Below are 16,648 nucleotides of genomic sequence, written 5' to 3'. Positions count from 1 at the left end.
CTGCGGCGGGAATAATAACGAGACCACAGGGAGGTTTGTATGCGTATTTTCAGAACGAGAGCATTAGGGGTAAGCGCGGCGCTTGCGCTGGCGCTCGGCACGCTCGCCGGCTGCGGCGGCCAAAACGCGCAAAATGCGTCCGATTCAGGGGCGCAAACCGGAGATGCAGGGAAGGACAGCAAGCTGGACATTCAGTTCATGGTTCCATCCTATGCCGACGTCCCGGACATGAAGGACGAATATTGGACGAAATTCCAGGAGGGTACGAACACCGGGCTGGATATCGAATGGGTCCCTTCGGGCGACTACAACACCAAGTTCGACCTGGTGCTGGCTTCCGGCAACATCCCCGAGGTGATCGTCGCCACCAGCACGACGCGCCCGACTTTGCAAAACGCCATCAAGCAGGGTGCGTTCTGGGACTTGACGCCGCTGCTAGGCGACTTCAGCAAGTACCCGAATTTGAAAAACAACAGCTACAAGGACGTTTGGAATTATATGAAAACAAACGGCGGCATTTACGGCGTGCCGCGCAATCGTCCGCAAATCGACGTCAGCATCAAGCTGCGGAAGGATTGGCTCGACAAGCTGAAGCTGCCGGTCCCGACGACGCTGGACGAATACGAATCGGCGCTGAAGGCGATCGTCAACGGCGACCCGGACGGCAACGGCAAGAAGGATACGGTCGGGCTGATCGGCCAAGGCTTCCTGTTGGCCGATGGCGATGGCAGCTTCCTGTCCGCGTTCGGCGGGCTCGATCCCGTCTACGATAAAGACGGCGGACTGGTCAACAAAAATTTAACGCCGAATTATACCGATATGGTGGCTTATTTCCGGAAGCTGTATGCGGACGGCATTCTGGCCAAGGATTTCTCGGCGATCAAGCAGACGCAGGCGGAGGAGCTGTTCAACACCGGCCGCGCGGCTTCGTACGCCCGCAACATTTGGCGCGATTACAGCTTCGAGCAGGAAATCAAGAAGGTACAGCCGGAAGCGGAGGTCATTTCGCTGCCGCCGATGAAAGGGCCGGGCGGCATGAGCGTCCAGCTGTCGACTCCTTTCTCGGGCGCTTTCTACATCTCCAAGAAAGTACCGGAGGAGAAAGTGAAGCAGATTCTCGATTTCTTCGAGAAAACGACGACGAAGGAACAAACCGATTACAATTACTACGGCATCGAGGGCGTCGATTATACGATGGTGGACGGGCAGCAGCAGCTGACCGAGAAAGGGCAGCAGCAGGTGACCGCCAACGGGACGGGCGCGATCTTCCCGCTCGCGTACAACAACGAGATGAAGGTCGTCAATCCGGCGGCGCCGAAGGCGTACAACGACGCCAAGATGAAATCGGTCGAGGTGTACGGGCAGTCCGGAAAAATCGATCCGTTCTCGATCATCAGCTCGGATACGTGGACGGCTATATGGCCGAAATACGAGTCCGACTGGCAGTCGATGGTCATTAAAGCGATCGTCGGGCAAATCTCGATGGACGAGTACAAAGCTTACGTCGACAAGCTGAATAACAGCGCCGACTTCAAGAAGGCGTATCAGGAATTCGCGTCGGAATATAAAGAGAAATTCGGCGGCTGACCGGCCGCCGAAACGACACCTTGATCGGGAATTAGGGAGGGTCTATGGCTGACTGGGGTAAATCGTGGCTGCGTTTTTCCGGAATCGAAAGGCTGGCGAGCCCGGGCAAATATTTGCACCGGCTGATCTGGCTCGGCTGTATTTCGGTATGCATTCCGGTGATGCTGGCCGGCATGGCTTATTATCAGTTTTCGCTGAACCGGATGAACAGCTACCTGCAGGCCGAGAACGGCTCGTCGCTCAACAATTTGAAGGACCGGGCCGAACGGGTACTGCAGGAAATCGAACAGGAATCGCTCCAGTTAGCCAAGGACCCCGTCATTCAAGCGGGCTTGACCGGACCGGAAGACCCGTACGGGCTGCAGTCGTTCGAAATGCTGAAACGAATCGAGCTGGCGAAAAATTCGAACAGCTTTATCGACGATATTTTTCTCTACGAAGGCGAGGAGAGCCGGGTGCTGTCCAACGAATACGGCGCATCCGACATCTCGGATTATGCGTATCGAGACAACATCCGGCAGCTGCTGGAAAGCGGCCATCCCGCGCAATGGGTCCAGTTCGCAAACCGCAAGGGCCACCTGACGTTCGTCCGCAGGCTGCCTCTTATAGGGACGAAGGGGCCAGAAGGAGTGCTCGGCTTCGAGATTGAAACGGCGGCGCTGAGCCAATTTTTGGAGACGGATACGGCGGTGCTGACGGACGGCGACGACCTGATGATCGTCAAATTGTACGACCCGTTCGCCATCGAACAGCGTCCGGACGCAGACGCTGAAATTGAAGCGGCAGAGCTGAAAGGGCTGAACCGGATCCGAACCGCGCAGAAAAGCTCGGGGTATTTTGCGGCCGAAGGCGAAGGCGGCAAGCCGGCGCAGTACTGGTATGTCAAAAACGTATTCGGACGAACGTACGTATCGGTCATTCCGGAACAGTATATCGCCCGCCAGCTGAACTGGATTCGCAAAATGACCGCCTCGATTCTCGCCGCCGTCGCCGGAATCGGCCTTTTTCTGGCCTACTTGACGTCCAAAAGAGCTTATACGCCGATCGATCAGCTCATCCGTTACAGCCGGTCCATAAGCCGGAGCGGTCTCGATCACAAGCGGAACGAGCTGGATATTATCAAAGAATCGCTGGACTATTTAAGCGCGGAAACCGGAAAGCTGGAGGCCTATATGCAAAACATCGAGCCGACCTTGCGGGAAAAGTTTCTCGGCCAGCTGCTTGGCGGCGATTATGCGCGGAAAGAGACGCTCATCCACGACTGCGGCGTTTATGGCATCGAAGCCGAATATACGAACGTCGCGCTGATTGTGGAGGCTGAAAATATGTTTACGGAAAAGCGGTTTTTGCCCGAGGAGAAAGGGATTGTCGCCTTCGCGCTGGCCAACGTCATGCAGGAGGTACTGAGCAATCTGTCTCTTGACGGCTATGCGATTCCGTACCAGGGAAGAGGCGCCGCGCTGCTGCAGTTTAAGCCGGACGTGGCGCAGGAAACGAGCCTCAGCCGGACGCTCGAGTACGCCTCGGCCATCGCCCAGGCGTTCCGGGATGTGCTGGATTTCGAAGTCACCGTCGGAATCGGGCGGTTTTACTCGCATATCGCGGACGTGCCGGTTTCGTTCAAGGAGGCGGAGACGGCGCTTCATTACCGCATTTTCCGCGATTCGGAGCAGGTGCTTTATATCGAAGACGTCGAGCATGTCAAGAAAATGACGCAGTTCGGGTATCCCAGGGAGCTCGAGGCTTCCATCGTCGAAGCGCTGGACCAGGAAGACATCCCGGCTGCCGTCCGGTATTTCCGGTCGTTCGCGGACGTGCTGCAGCAGTCTCATTCGGTCGTGTATACCTATCAAAGCTACCACATCCTTCTGTCCGCGATGATTGTTTCAATGGAGCGGCAGGGCGCCAGCAGCGCGGACATGATGGAGCATAATTTGTTCGGGCAGCTGCGGACAAAGACGACCGCCAAAGAAATACGCGCCTGGTTCGAGGAGACGCTGTTTCCTCTGTATGCGTGGCTGACCCGCAAAGACCGGGAAACGTCAGGGGAGTCGGCGATTCATACGGTCTGCAGCTACATCCGGGACAATTGCGGGAGCGATCTGTCGCTCGTGCGCTGCGCCGAGATCATCGGCGTCAGTCCGTCTTACTTAAGCCGGCTGTTCAAGAAAAAGCTGGGCAAAAATTTTCTCGAATATGTGGCGGAATGCAAAATCGCCGAAGCGAAACGGCTTTTGAAAGAAACGGACCGGAGCGTCAGCGAGGTGGCCGCGGCTGTCGGTTATTCGGAGCGGAATTTCATCCGCATTTTTCAGCGGTACGCGGCATCGACTCCCGGCAGCTACAGATCGCAGCACCGGTAGCCGGGAAACCGCATTATCGACCATGGGCAGGAAGGAAGGCAAGAGATGAAAATCATGAAGCTTGAGACGTTTACGACCCGGCAGCTGTCGTTCGTGCGCGTGACGGCGGAGGACGGGCAGCAGGGCTTCGGCCAAATGGCGCCCTACCACGCCAACATTTCGGCGCTTGTGCTGCACCAGCAGGTGGCGCCGCACGCGCTCGGCGCCGACTGCGACGAGATCGAGGCGCTCGCCGAGAAAATCGTCCGCGAGGAGCATAAGTTTCCCGGCTCGTACATTTGCCGGGCGGTCGGCGGACTCGATACGGCGCTATGGGACTTGAAGGGCAAGCGACTTGGCAAAAGCGTCTGCGAGCTGCTCGGCGGCAAGCCGCAAGCGCTCGATATTTACGGCTCCAGCATGAAGCGCAACATCTCGCCGAAGGACGAAGCGGAGCGGATCGCGCGGCTGAAGGATACGCAGGGTATCCGGGCGTTCAAGATCCGGATCGCGAACAATTTCGGGAACGACGTCGACGTCTACCCCGGACGGTCGGAGGAGGTCGTGCGCGAGGTGCGGAAGGCGATCGGGGACGACACGCAGCTGTTCGTCGACGCGAACAGCGGCCTGACGCCGGGCAAGGCGATCGAGATGGGCGGCATGCTCGCCGAATACGGCGTCTGCCATTTCGAGGAGCCGTGCCCGTATCCGGAGCTGGAATGGACGAAGCAGGTGGCCGACGCGCTCGACATCCCGGTCACCGGAGGCGAGCAGGACACGGACCTGGCGCAGTTCAAGCGCATGATCGACATGCGGGCGGTCGATATCGTCCAGCCGGACATCTGCTATGTCGGGGGCATCAGCCGCGCGATGGAGGTCGCCCGGATGGCGGAGGCGGCGGGTATGCCCTGCATGCCGCACGCGGCCAATTTGTCGATGGTGACGGTGTTTACGATGCATTTGGCGGCAGCGATCCCGAATGCCGGCAAATTCCTGGAATTTTCGATCGAGCCGGATACGTGGACGAAGGACCTGTTCACCGAGCCCTTGGCCGTATCGGACGGCAAGGTCCAATTTCCGCAAGGGCCGGGCTGGGGCGTTACGGTCCGGCCGGAATGGCTGGAGCGGGCGGAGTACCAGGTCAGCCAAAGCGAGGTGCGCTGATGGAAACCGCAGTTAAGCGGCAGCACCGGCAGGCGGCGCGGAGCGGCGGAGGGCTGTGGGCCGCAATGCTCAAGCATAAATGGATGTACCTGCTCGCACTGCCGGGCATCCTGTACATGCTGCTGTTCAAATTCGTCCCGTTCTGGGGGCTGCTCATCGCCTTCAAGGATTACAACCCGTATAAGGGACTGTGGGGGAGCGACTGGATCGGCTTTGCGAATTTCACCGATCTGTTCACGAGCCAGGTCTTTTACGAAATGCTGCGCAATACGCTGGCAATCAATCTGTTCGGCATCGTGTTCATGTTTCCGCTGCCGATCGTGCTAGCGGTCATGCTGAACGAAGTCCGGCATGAAGCGTTCAAGCGGATTAACCAATCGATCGTTTACCTGCCGCATTTTCTGTCCTGGGTCGTCGTCGCCAGCATGAGCTTTTTTATGCTGTCCACCGATGTCGGGATCGTCAACAAGATCATATCAAGCCTGGGTTACGACACGGTCTCGTTCCTGTCCAATCCTCATTATTTCTGGGGACTGCTCACCGTGCAGAGCATGTGGAAGGAAGTCGGCTGGGGAACGATTATCTTCCTCGCCGCCATTGCGGGCATCGATCCCGGCCAGTATGAAGCCGCCATGATGGATGGCGCGTCCCGGATGCGGCAGATATGGCACATTACGCTGCCGGCGATCCGGCCGACGATCATTATTCTGCTCGTCCTGCGGCTCGGCCATATGGCGGACGTCGGCTTCGAGCAGGTGCTGCTCATGAGCAATCCGCTGGTCAATTCGGTGGCGCAGGTGTTCGATACGTACGCGTATACGATCGGCATTCTCGGCGGGAAAATCAGCGTCGGCGTGACGGTCGGCATGTTCAAGGGCGTCGTCGGCCTCGTCCTCGTTCTGCTCGCCAATTACACGGTGAAGAAGATGGGGCAGGAAGGTATTTATTGAACCGCTTTTTTATTGAGGAGGAAATCTGGTGAGTCTCGTTTCCGCGAAGAAAATGACGCTGTTCGACATCGTGAATTATGCGCTGCTCGCGGTCATTTCGGTGCTGTGCGTATTTCCGTTCATCTATGTGTTCAGCGTATCCTTCACCGACCCGAACGTATACGTGCCGATGAAGTTTTATCTGTTTCCGGATCAGTGGTCGCTGTCGGCCTACCGGTACATTTTGTCCACGAACAGCTTTTTGAACGCGCTGCGGAGCACGGTGTTCGTGACCGGAATCGGAACGGTGCTCAGCGTCGCCGTTTCGTTCACCTTTGCTTACGTGCTGACCAAGAAAACCGTCCCGGGGCGGAAAATCCTGCTCGGCGGCGTCATTTTCACGCTGGTATTCAATGCCGGCATTTTGCCGAATTATTTGCTGGTCAAGGATCTCGGGCTGCTCGATTCGTACTGGTCGCTCATTTTGACGGGACTGACCAACGCATGGAGCCTGATCGTGATCAAGAGCTTTCTCGATTCGCTGCCCTCCGAGCTTGAGGATGCCGCCCGCATCGACGGCTGCTCCGACATCGGCATTTTCTGGCGGATCGTCATCCCGCTCTCCATGCCGGCGATCGCCGCGTTCACGCTGTTTTTCGCGGTCGCCTATTGGAATACGTATTTTAACGCGCTCATTTATTTGACGGATGCGAAAAAATGGACGCTGCAGGTGCTGATTAAGTCGCTCGTCATCGATTCCGATTCCAACGGCGTCGGCTCGGCGACGCAGTCTACCGACGACCGGGTCATCCCCCAGGAAACGATCCGTATGGCGTCCATCGTGCTGGCCATGGTGCCGATCTTGATCGTCTATCCGTTTCTGCAAAAGCATTTCGCCAAAGGGGTCATGCTGGGCTCAATTAAAGGGTAAGCCGGCAAAGCCAAAAAGGAGGGACTGTCATTCCCGCCGAAGCCTCAAGCCTTCACCGCGACTTTAGCGGGCCGAGGGCGGAGCCCGGGGGAATACAGTCCCTTGTTTCACTTTTATGCAGGACGCCATGGAAATCGGCCGGTTTACCTGTTAAGATAAACGTAATATCATTTTGTCTCAGGCGAAAGGAACGAACGATAGTGACGGAAACGAACAGGGTCAACGAGATCATCCGGATCATGACCGCAAGCGGCTGGCGCATCACGGAGCAGCGGCGCATGCTGGCCGAAATCTTCGCAAAGACGGACGCCTACCTGTCGCCCAAGGACGTTTACGATCAAATGACCGTTTCCTATCCGAGCGTAAGCTTCGATACGGTGTACCGGAATTTGCGGCTGCTCAGCGAGATGGGGGCGCTCGAGCAGTTTTATTTCATGGACGGCGGCCTGAAATTCAAATGCAGCTGCCTCGAGCACCACCACCACCATCTGATTTGCATGAACTGCGAGAAGACGCTGACGTTCGATTACTGCCCGATGGACCACTCGCTGGAGCTTCCCGGTTCGTTCAAAATCACGAGCCACCGCTTCGAAATATACGGCGTCTGCGAGCAGTGCCAGCAGGAGTCGGCGACTTGACGGGCCGCCTGCGCCGGAAATGCAAATGGCATCCCCGGTCTGGCAGGATGCCATTTCTCCTCCATGATGGACCACTTCATATAAAATCCAGACTGTCCGGAGCTTTGTCCGGCAGCCTGGAAAGCGCAATTTTCCGCTTTTAAATCATGGATTTGAAAGCATCGCTTACGGTGTAAATTCCTGCGTAAGAACGACTTGGTCGATTTGAACGGGACTAACGTTGACCGGGTTGTTAATCAAGATGAATCGTAATCTAGCTTGTACGGCATCAGCCGGCTTTGGCCCCGAAACGACGACATGCGTTGCCCAAGTGTCGAGCAATAAGGAAAAAGCTTCGATCGTCTCCAGCGTTACCTCCGAGATTACCGAATAACCGTCCGCTGCACCGCGCTGCCAACGAATGCGAACTTCAACGATTCCGTTGCCCTGCACGAATAAAATTCCGCGAATCGCATAGCTGAGACGTAAATTGATAATATCCGGATCTACGGCAACAGCTTGGCTGATTATGTTGTCTCCCGCTGCAGGGTCGGGTACGGTTGACAGCTGAGCGACCATATCTCCTTCGAAGGCGGCATCCGAGGCAACGACCGTTGCGCTGCCGGCTGTTTGCCATGGAGGAAGTCCGCTTTCGAAGGAAGGGTTTGAAATCAGATTAAGGGCCATTTTTTTACACTCCCTTTTCAGTGATGCCCTATTATATGAATCTATTAAATTCACCGCTTCCGCTATAGTCCATACCTTTAAAATAATGGGTTTAGCTTGTTGACGATGCGCGAAGCTTGCGCCCAGAGCCGTACATATGAAGCTTGACGATCCCAGACCGGCAGGCTACGATGAAAGAGGGACATCGCCTTTTCCTGGAAACTTTTGGTTTATGGAGCGACCATTTTTCCATCGAATGGCGGTGTCTTTTCGATTACAAGCTGCTTCTGGGGGGAGGAGCCGGATCTTGAACAAAACCCGGTCGTGGTTTTACCAGATGTTGTTTTCTTACCTGCCTGCGTTTTTTCTGCTGTCCTGCGTACTGTTTCTGATCAGCTTTTTGGCCATCAGCGAAAATATTAAAAAAACGACGGTCAAATCCACGCAGGTGTTCAGTGAACAAGTAAGCCAGGTCATCGAAAATTTTTTGCAGCCGATCGAAAGGATGGCGACAAAGGAAATTCTGGTGGATCCGGACTTCAAAGCTTACTTCCGAGACCATAAGTTCGGCACCTACGAGAATTACGAAATCGTACAGAAGCTGAGGAGCCTGTCCCTCGATTTCCCCGACATCGATTCAGTCTATGTTTACCGCCAGGCGGACGGGATGGTGCTGAGCGACAATATGTTCGCGAGGCTAAGCGACTTCGCGGACCGTGATTTCATCCTGACGCAGCTAAATGCAGGCACGGCTTCCTCCTGGGCGGAGAAAAGGAGCTATTACGACCAAAAAGCCCGGAAGACAAGCGAGGTCGTGTCTCTGGTGCGAAAAGTTCCTTTCCTGACCGGCGAGCAGGGCATCGTCGTCGTCAATATCCGCGTCGGTACGATCCGCAGCCTGGTATCGAACATGTCCAGCCACAACATCAATTTTGTAAACGTTTACGATAAAACGGGGCGCCTCCTCTTCAGCACTTCGGACTCCGGCGAAGACGCCGGCGGCGGCAAGGAGATCGCGGTCGCCGCTTCCGGCATGACCGGCTGGTCGGTCGGCAGCGGAATCAAGGACGCGGAGCGCTTCCGCTTTTTCTCCGGCTTCGCGTATTTCTGGGTCGTCACCTGCCTGCTCTCGATTGCGGTCGGCGTGCTTTGGATCGTCTACGTGACCCGCAAAAACTACAAGCCGATCCAGTCCATCCTGAACCAGGTCAACGCTTTCTTCGTGAACAAAAATGTCGACATCTTCGGCAAAGGCAGGCCGGACGAGATGCGGTTCATCTCGATGGCGATCGATAATCTGCTCGAGCAGTCCAACACCTTCCAAAATCAATACGCCGAGGATCTCATTCACATCCGCCGCCATTTCTTCGCCGAGCTGATTCGCGGGCACCGCGCGGTATCTCCCGAAGAATGGGGAGGCGCCATGAAGCGGCTGGGCAAGGAGCTGAGCTTCGGCCGCGTATCCTTCGGCATTTTGGAAATCGACCGGTACTGCGATTTCTCGGAGCGCTACTCGGACCGGGATCAATATCTGCTCAAATTCGTCATTCAGAGTATGGTCGGGGAGATGGCCCAGAGCGATTCGCTTACCGTTTGGTGCGAGTGGATCGGCAGCTCGCGGCTCGGCATGATTTATTTTCTGAACGACGGGAATGCCGAGCCGCACGGCGGTGCCGCCCCCGGAGCCATCCCGTCGATGTGCGGCAAAGCGATCGCCTGGATCAACGACAATTTGCACTTGACGGCAACCATCGGGCTCGCAGGCACGGCTGCAAGCGTCGCCGGACTGCCCGGGCTGCTGGAAGAAGCGGAGGAGCGTCTGCAGTACAAAGCCGTTCTCGGCAACCGCCGGGTGATCGGCGGCAGCGACCTGGCAGCAAGCCCGATGAAAGACCTGCTGGCTCATCTGCAGCTTGTGCACCAGATCGCCAAGGCTTACCGGCTGGGGGAGGAATGGGAGGCGCCATGCCTCCGTCTCTTCGACGAGGTACGGGCAGCGGTTCTTTCCAATGAAGATATCCGCAGCCTGATGAACGATTTCCTGTATTGTCTGGACCGCGAAATGAATGCGGCTTCGCCGGAGGCCGCAGCCTTGTGGCGGGAGCAGGCGTTCCCCGGGCTGACGGCGGCCTTGAAGAAGGCGGAGCTGCTGGAGGAATTTAAAACCGGTCTCCTGCAGGCTTTAAAGACGGCGGAGACGGAATTGCGCTCGTTACGGGAAAGCAAGGACAACTACCGGATAATCCGCCAAGTGAAGAAATACATTGAAGCGCATTACGCCGATCCGGACCTTTCCCTCGCGCGGCTGAGCGATATTTTCCATATGAACCCCCGCTATCTGAGCCAGCTGTTCAAGAAGGAATACGGGGAAAAGTTCATCGATTACCTGGTCCGGATACGCGTGCAGCGCGCTCAGGAGCTGCTGCAGGAGACGATGGAGCCGGTACAGGACATCGCCGCCAAGGTGGGCTATTTACATCCGTTTTCCTTCATTCGGGTGTTCAAAAAGGTGGTTGGCGTCACACCCGGCGATTACCGGAAATGACGAACCGGGCGCCCGCCCGAATGCCGCCGGGGATTTTCCGCCGCCCGTTGTCCATGCATCGTTCGCCGACCGGCCCGAATCCGCCTTCAGCCCGAGGCGGGGCGGGCTTTTTGCCGTTTGCGCCGGGCGGAGCGTGCTGAGCTAACGCAGGAAAAGCAAACCGTTTTCTCATGCAAAGAGTGCCGATTTCGGCGAAATGGTGCATCGCGCATATTTGTGCATGGGGCGATCCACCGCTTTCGCACGATACACCTCATGGAAGCGCCGGCTACAGACGGTTCGATTTGCCCTTTGGTGCATCGGACGAAACATGTTTATTGCCGGAAGCCGCCAAGGAGGGTTACAGTGTTGTTGCGTCCGAAAACGCTTTAATTCCCAGCTTCAATTCCGAATTAGGGCGCAATGTTTTCGCCAAGCTGCGGCCGCGGCGGCGATGTTTTGTCTTTCGAGGGTTCACTATATTGTCAATGCGATGAAGGAGGGAAACAGGTGACAGTAAAGGAAGCCAAAGTGAAGCAAGGGATTATCGATTGCGACGTGCATGTTTACCCCAAATCAAGGGACGAGCTGAATCTCTATCTGCCGCAGCCCTGGCGCGACTGGTACCGGCCGCTGAGCCGCGCTTACGGCAACATTCAAGGCAACCGCAAGGATGCGACGCCGCCGGGCGGCGGGGGAGCCGGAACCGATCCCGATTTTTTAAGGGAGCAGCTGATCGACGAATACGGCGTCGACTTTGCCATTCTGCTTCCCCGCGCGATGCTGAACAATTTGCCGGACCCGGACATGGCCTCGGCGGTGGCCGCCGCCTACAACGACTGGCTGGCCGATACGTGGCTCGGCAAATACAACCATGACGGCCGGTTCAAAGGATCGATCTACGTGGCGACGCAGGATCCCGAAGGGGCCGCGAGGGAAATCGAGCGGTGGGCGGGCCATCCGCATTTCATCCAGGTGATGACCGATTCCGGCGCCCGCGCTCCGTTCGGCCAGCGGCCGTATTATCCGATTTACGAAGCGTGCCAGAAATACGGGCTGCCGTTCGCCATTCATCCCGGCACGGACGGCATGGGCATCAACCATCAGCCGACGCCGGGCCATCCGACGCGCTACATCGAATTTCATACCTGCCTGTCGCTCGCGTTTCAGGCGCATCTGGTCAGCTTTCTGACCGAAGGGGTGTTCGTCAAGTTTCCCGGCTTCCGGGTCGTGCTGGTGGAGGGCGGCGTGTCCTGGCTGCCGCCGCTCATGTGGCGGCTGGATGCGGAATACCGGGGACTGCGCTACGAGGTGCCGTGGCTGGAGAAACGGCCGAGCGAATTTCTGCGGGACCATGTCCGGATCACCAGCCAGCCGATCGAGCGGCCGGACGACGACAAATATTTGCTTGCGATGCTGGAGGCGATGGACGCCGAAAACATTCTGATGTTCGCCAGCGACTATCCGCACTGGGATTTCGATTCGCCGAGACGCGCGTTCCCGAAGCTGCCGGAGGCGCTTCAGCGGCGCATTTTCTTCGAGAACGCCAAGTCGTTCTACAAGCTGTAAGGAAGGAGCATCGGAATGGAACGATACGTGGTCTGCAAAACGACCGAGATGGAGCCGGGCCAGCGGAAAATCGTTCAGGCCGGCGGGAGGTCGATCGGCGTCTTCAACGCGGGCGGCGTCTATTATGCGCTCCGCAACAGCTGCCCGCATCAAGGGGCGCCGCTCTGCCTGGGCCGGGTGACCGGAACGACGCTGCCGGCTCCGCCGGGCACGTACCGGTATGGGAAGATCGGCGAAGTGCTGGCGTGCCCGTGGCATGGCTGGGAGTTCGACGTCACGACCGGAAAATCGCTGTTCAATCCGAACAAGTGCCTGGTGAAAACATACGACGTCGCGGTGGAGGCGGCGGCGGATGCGAATGCGCAGGGAGCCGCCGAAAATCCCGAAGGCGAGGAGCGGCTCGAAACGTACCCGGTGGCCGTGGAGGCGGGGGTTGTCGTTCTGTACGTATAACCGCCGCCTCCTGATGGAGGTATAGCCTGTCAGCGAAGTTATATCTTCGGGGTTTGTACGGTATTACGAAGGAGGGTTGAAGGTGTCCAGAGTGATCGCCACCGAGCGCGGCGGGGAACGGGCTTCGCCCGCTTCCCGGTCCAGGCTCGCAACGTTTATCAGGGAGTGCCGACGATCGAAGATGCTGCTGCTGTTCCTGCTGCCGGCGTTCGTCTGGTATTTCATCTTCTATTACATCCCGATGTACGGGCTGACGATCGCGTTCAAGGATTTTCAAATATTGGACGGGATTCTCGGCAGCCCCTGGGTCGGCTTCGCCAATTTCGAACGCATGTTTCAAACGCATGAATTTATCCGCGTGCTGCGCAATACGCTCATTATCAGCGGGCTGAAGCTCGTCTTCGTCTATTCGTCGGGCATCGTGCTAGCCCTGCTGCTGAACGAGCTGCTTCACGACAAATTCAAGCGGTTCGTCCAGACCGTCAGCTACCTGCCGCACTTCTTGTCCTGGGTCATTATCGGCAGCATCATGATCGAGCTGCTGTCGCCCGTGAGCGGCCTCGTGAACAATGTGATCAAAGCGCTCGGCGGCAAGCCGGTCTATTTTCTGGCCGATCCGCATTGGTTTGTTCCCGTGCTGATCGCGTCGGACATTTGGCAGAGCGTCGGCTGGGGCTCAATCATTTATTTGGCGGCGATCTCCGGCATCGATCCGCAGATCTACGAAGCGGCGACCATCGACGGCGCGGGCAGAATGACGAAAATATGGCGCATCACGCTGCCTTCGATCGCGAACGTCATCGTCATTATGATGATTTTCAACATCGGCAGCCTGATGAACGCGGGCTTCGACCAGATCTTCAACCTGTATAATCCGCGCGTGTACGAGGTGGGCGATATTATCGACACGTACGTGTACCGCGTGGGGCTCGTCTCGATGGACTACAGCTTTTCCACCGCCGTCGGATTGTTCAAAAACGCGATCGGTCTTGCCCTCGTGCTGCTGGTGAACCGGGTCGCGAACCGGTTCGGGCAAACCGGACTTTGGTAGGAGGTGACGGATATGCCGGCGCTGAGCAGAAAGCGTTTTACCGTTTTTGACGCATTCAATTATACGGGACTGCTCCTCTTGTCCGTATCGATCATTTACCCGATCGTTTATCTGGTCTGTCTGTCGCTCAGCACCCGCGAAGGGCTCGCTTCAGGAGGCGCGAGCGCCGCCGTTCTTCTGTGGCCGCAGGGCTTCACCTCGGAGGCGTATGCCGCATTTTTCAAAACGACCTATCTTTATACGGGCTATTTGTATACGATCGGCCGTACCGTCGTCGGCACCGTCGCGGGCGTGTTTTTAATGGCGATGACCGCATATGCGCTGTCGAAGAAAATTCCGCTCAAAAAGACGTTTACGTTTTACTTTATTTTCACGATGTTCTTTACCGGCGGGCTCATCCCTACCTTTATTCTGATCAAAAGCTTGGGGCTGCTGAACAATCCGCTCGTGTATGTGCTTGCGCCGCCGTTTCTGTTCAACTCCTTTTATATTCTCATTTTGCGGAATTTCTTCCTGACGATCCCCGACAGCCTGGACGAATCGGCCAAGATCGACGGGGCGAGCGAATGGAAGACGTTCTTCCATATCATTGTCCCGCTGTCGGCTCCGGCGATCGCGACGATCAGCCTGTGGGTGGCCGTGGCGCACTGGAACTCGTGGTTCGACTCCCTCATTTACGTCCAGTCGCTTGATAAGCAGGTCATTCAGGTGCTGATCCGCAAGCTGGTTATCGAGCAGAGCCAGATGCTGATGGCCAGCACGATCGGCTTCGCCAATATGGACAGCGTCCCCACCGCTGAGAGCATCAAGGCCGCAGGAATTCTCATTACGATGATCCCGATCGTGTGCGTCTACCCGTTCATTCAGAAATATTTCGTCCAAGGCGTAGTTATGGGAGCGGTAAAGGGATAAATCGCGTTTGCGGCCGCTTGCCGCGGAAGCTCAGGCTGGTCATTTCTTACGTTTATGGGAGCAGAAAAATAGGTGGATCCGGGAGGTTAGACGATGAAACGAAATTCAAAGCGGGTCATTCCGGTCGTGTGCCTGATCGCCGCGATGCTGGCGGGCTGTTCAGGCAAGCAGGAAAATCAGGCGAGCCAAGGGTCGCCGGAGCCGGGAGCTAGCGGAAGTCAAGGCGCAAGCGCAGGCGGAGACGGTCCATTTTCACTCGCGGCGGACAACAAGATCATCGCCGACGCGCTGGCCAAAGTCGAGACGCCCGACTATTTCAAAAATACGCCGGCCTACGAGTATACCGTCCAGTTTCCGACGACTCCCGAAAAGGAAGGGTCTTTCGGCCAGCAATATTTTGAGAAAAAGTTCAACGTCAAGCTGAAGTTCGTTCCGCTCGACAGCACGAACCGCGAGGAGCAGCTCAACACGATGTTCGCCACGGGCACGATCCCCGATTTCCTGTCGTACATCCCGCTGTCGAACGTGAGCGAATATGCCCAACAGGGCCTCCTGGCGGAGGTGCCGGAAGACATGGTAGAGAAAAACATGCCGCACTATTATCCGCAAATCAAGAAGGCCAATCTGTTCCAGAGCGTCCAGGTGAACGGCAAAACGATGGCGCTGCCTTTCTACGCGGCCAAAGGCGGCGTGCCGCTCGTCGCCAACATCCGGGCCGACTGGCTGAAGAACGTCGGCATCAACAAGGTTCCCTCCACGCTGGACGAATTGGAGGAGGCGTTCAAGCGTTTCCGCAACGACGACCCGGACAAGGACGGCAAGAAGGATACCTACGCGCTGTCGAACGCCAGTACGGACCGCGGCGAAATTTGGTTCCAGTCCATCTTCGGCGCGTACGGTACCAATCCGTTCCTCTGGGTGGAACGGAACGGCAAGCTGCAGTTCGGCTTTACGACAAACGAAACGAAGGAAGCGCTGAAGCGGCTGCACAGCTGGTACCAGATGGAGCTGATCTCGCCGGAATTCATTACCGACAACGGCCGAAGCACGGAAGTGGAGGATTTGGCGACGAAATTCTCCGAAGGCAAAATCGGCTACATGGACAATCTCGGATTCGAGGACACGCAGTGGGACAACGACGGCCATATCAACTACCGTTGGGTGAAGAACAGCCCGGAATGGCAGAAGTTTTTCGAGACGAACAAGAACGATCCCGACAAAATGTACGCGACCAAGGTGTTTACCGATTTCAACGATCAGGTGCCGCAGCCGATCTATGTCAGCATTCCGTCGATCACAGGCCCGAACGGGGCGAAGGGCTATTACCGGAGCGGCTTCCAGGGCAGTCCCATGGTGTTCGGCAAGCAGATGGAGAAGGATCCGGACAAAATGGCGAAGCTGCTTCATATCATCGACTATATTACGAGCGACGAAGAGGCTTATCTGTACCTCAGCTACGGCATCGACGGGCTGGAGTGGAAGAGCGATGCCAAGGGACGCCGCCTGCTGAATCCGGATTGGCCCAAGCACGCGCTGTACGATCCCGGCTTCAAGAAGCTGGGGGACTGGATTATGAACCCGGTTCAGAACACGAATCCGGAGTTTTTCAGCGTCATCGGCGGGCCGCGCGCGGATCAGCGCTACAAGCTGACGATGGACGTCGTGAACACCTTCCCGTCCTACGAGAACAAGCTTGGCATCGTCCTGCCGTCCGCCGCCAAAAATTCGGAAATTACCGACACGCGGATCAAGGAGTATGTGGTCAAAGCGATCGCCGGCGACGTCGACATCGACTCCACGTTCGACGACGAGGTGAAGCGCTGGTACAAGGACGGCGGCGAGCAGCTGACCAAGGAAGCTAACGACTGGTATGAGAGCACCCATTAAATTAATGCCAAGAAAG

The 16,648-nt window shown here is 56.9% G+C and carries 13 protein-coding genes; 12 read left to right on the top strand and 1 reads right to left on the bottom strand.

Annotated elements, in window-relative coordinates; genetic code table 11:
* Nucleotides 1–39: 39 nt before the first annotated feature.
* The 6 genes from PD282_RS14265 (at nucleotide 40) to PD282_RS14240 (ending at nucleotide 7,591) form a co-directional block, all read left to right on the top strand.
* Complete coding sequence (locus tag PD282_RS14265) at nucleotides 40–1,587, top strand: type 2 periplasmic-binding domain-containing protein (RefSeq protein ID WP_274651337.1); 1,548 nt, start codon at nucleotides 40–42, stop codon at nucleotides 1,585–1,587.
* Between the two features lie 44 nt (nucleotides 1,588–1,631).
* The gene (locus tag PD282_RS14260) at nucleotides 1,632–3,950 is read left to right on the top strand and encodes a helix-turn-helix domain-containing protein (protein ID WP_274651336.1); all 2,319 of its coding nucleotides are present in this window, start codon (nucleotides 1,632–1,634) and stop codon (nucleotides 3,948–3,950) included.
* Between the two features lie 45 nt (nucleotides 3,951–3,995).
* The gene (locus PD282_RS14255; RefSeq protein ID WP_274651335.1) at nucleotides 3,996–5,093 is read left to right on the top strand and encodes a mandelate racemase/muconate lactonizing enzyme family protein; all 1,098 of its coding nucleotides are present in this window, start codon (nucleotides 3,996–3,998) and stop codon (nucleotides 5,091–5,093) included.
* Nucleotides 5,093–6,043, top strand: coding sequence for an ABC transporter permease (locus PD282_RS14250; RefSeq protein ID WP_274651334.1), 951 nt, complete (start codon nucleotides 5,093–5,095; stop codon nucleotides 6,041–6,043). Before PD282_RS14255 ends, PD282_RS14250 begins: the two co-directional genes overlap by 1 nt.
* A 28-nt stretch (nucleotides 6,044–6,071) precedes the next feature.
* On the top strand, nucleotides 6,072–6,953 hold the full coding sequence (locus tag PD282_RS14245) for a carbohydrate ABC transporter permease (protein WP_274651333.1): 882 nt from the start codon (nucleotides 6,072–6,074) through the stop codon (nucleotides 6,951–6,953).
* A gap of 239 nt (nucleotides 6,954–7,192) precedes the next feature.
* On the top strand, nucleotides 7,193–7,591 hold the full coding sequence (locus tag PD282_RS14240) for a Fur family transcriptional regulator (protein WP_274655225.1): 399 nt from the start codon (nucleotides 7,193–7,195) through the stop codon (nucleotides 7,589–7,591).
* A gap of 165 nt (nucleotides 7,592–7,756) precedes the next feature.
* Here PD282_RS14240 and PD282_RS14235 read toward each other — a convergent pair whose 3' ends face one another.
* Nucleotides 7,757–8,257: a hypothetical protein gene (locus tag PD282_RS14235; protein WP_274651332.1), complete on the bottom strand. Its 501-nt coding sequence runs from the start codon at nucleotides 8,255–8,257 to the stop codon at nucleotides 7,757–7,759.
* Nucleotides 8,258–8,543: 286 nt separating this feature from the next.
* Here PD282_RS14235 and PD282_RS14230 point away from each other — a divergent pair, with 286 nt between their 5' ends.
* From PD282_RS14230 to PD282_RS14205, 6 genes are all read left to right on the top strand, one after another.
* Nucleotides 8,544–10,781 carry an AraC family transcriptional regulator gene (locus tag PD282_RS14230; protein WP_274651331.1) on the top strand — a complete coding sequence of 746 codons (2,238 nt, stop codon included), beginning with the start codon at nucleotides 8,544–8,546 and terminating at the stop codon, nucleotides 10,779–10,781.
* Nucleotides 10,782–11,270: 489 nt separating this feature from the next.
* Entirely contained in the window at nucleotides 11,271–12,329 is a 1,059-nt protein-coding gene (locus PD282_RS14225) for an amidohydrolase family protein (protein ID WP_274651330.1), read from the top strand.
* Nucleotides 12,330–12,344: 15 nt separating this feature from the next.
* Entirely contained in the window at nucleotides 12,345–12,782 is a 438-nt protein-coding gene (locus tag PD282_RS14220; RefSeq protein ID WP_274651329.1) for a Rieske (2Fe-2S) protein, read from the top strand.
* A gap of 82 nt (nucleotides 12,783–12,864) precedes the next feature.
* The gene (locus PD282_RS14215; protein ID WP_274651328.1) at nucleotides 12,865–13,833 is read left to right on the top strand and encodes an ABC transporter permease; all 969 of its coding nucleotides are present in this window, start codon (nucleotides 12,865–12,867) and stop codon (nucleotides 13,831–13,833) included.
* 12 nt (nucleotides 13,834–13,845) lie between these two features.
* Nucleotides 13,846–14,745 carry a carbohydrate ABC transporter permease gene (locus PD282_RS14210; RefSeq protein ID WP_274651327.1) on the top strand — a complete coding sequence of 300 codons (900 nt, stop codon included), beginning with the start codon at nucleotides 13,846–13,848 and terminating at the stop codon, nucleotides 14,743–14,745.
* A gap of 93 nt (nucleotides 14,746–14,838) precedes the next feature.
* Entirely contained in the window at nucleotides 14,839–16,632 is a 1,794-nt protein-coding gene (locus PD282_RS14205) for an extracellular solute-binding protein (protein WP_274651326.1), read from the top strand.
* The last annotated feature ends 16 nt before the right edge of the window (nucleotides 16,633–16,648 follow it).

The sequence above is a fragment of the Paenibacillus humicola genome, assembly GCF_028826105.1.
Lineage (GTDB): Bacteria > Bacillota > Bacilli > Paenibacillales > Paenibacillaceae > Paenibacillus_Z > Paenibacillus_Z humicola.
Note: the sequence above shows the minus strand (reverse complement) of the source record. Positions and strands in the feature narration are given on the sequence as shown.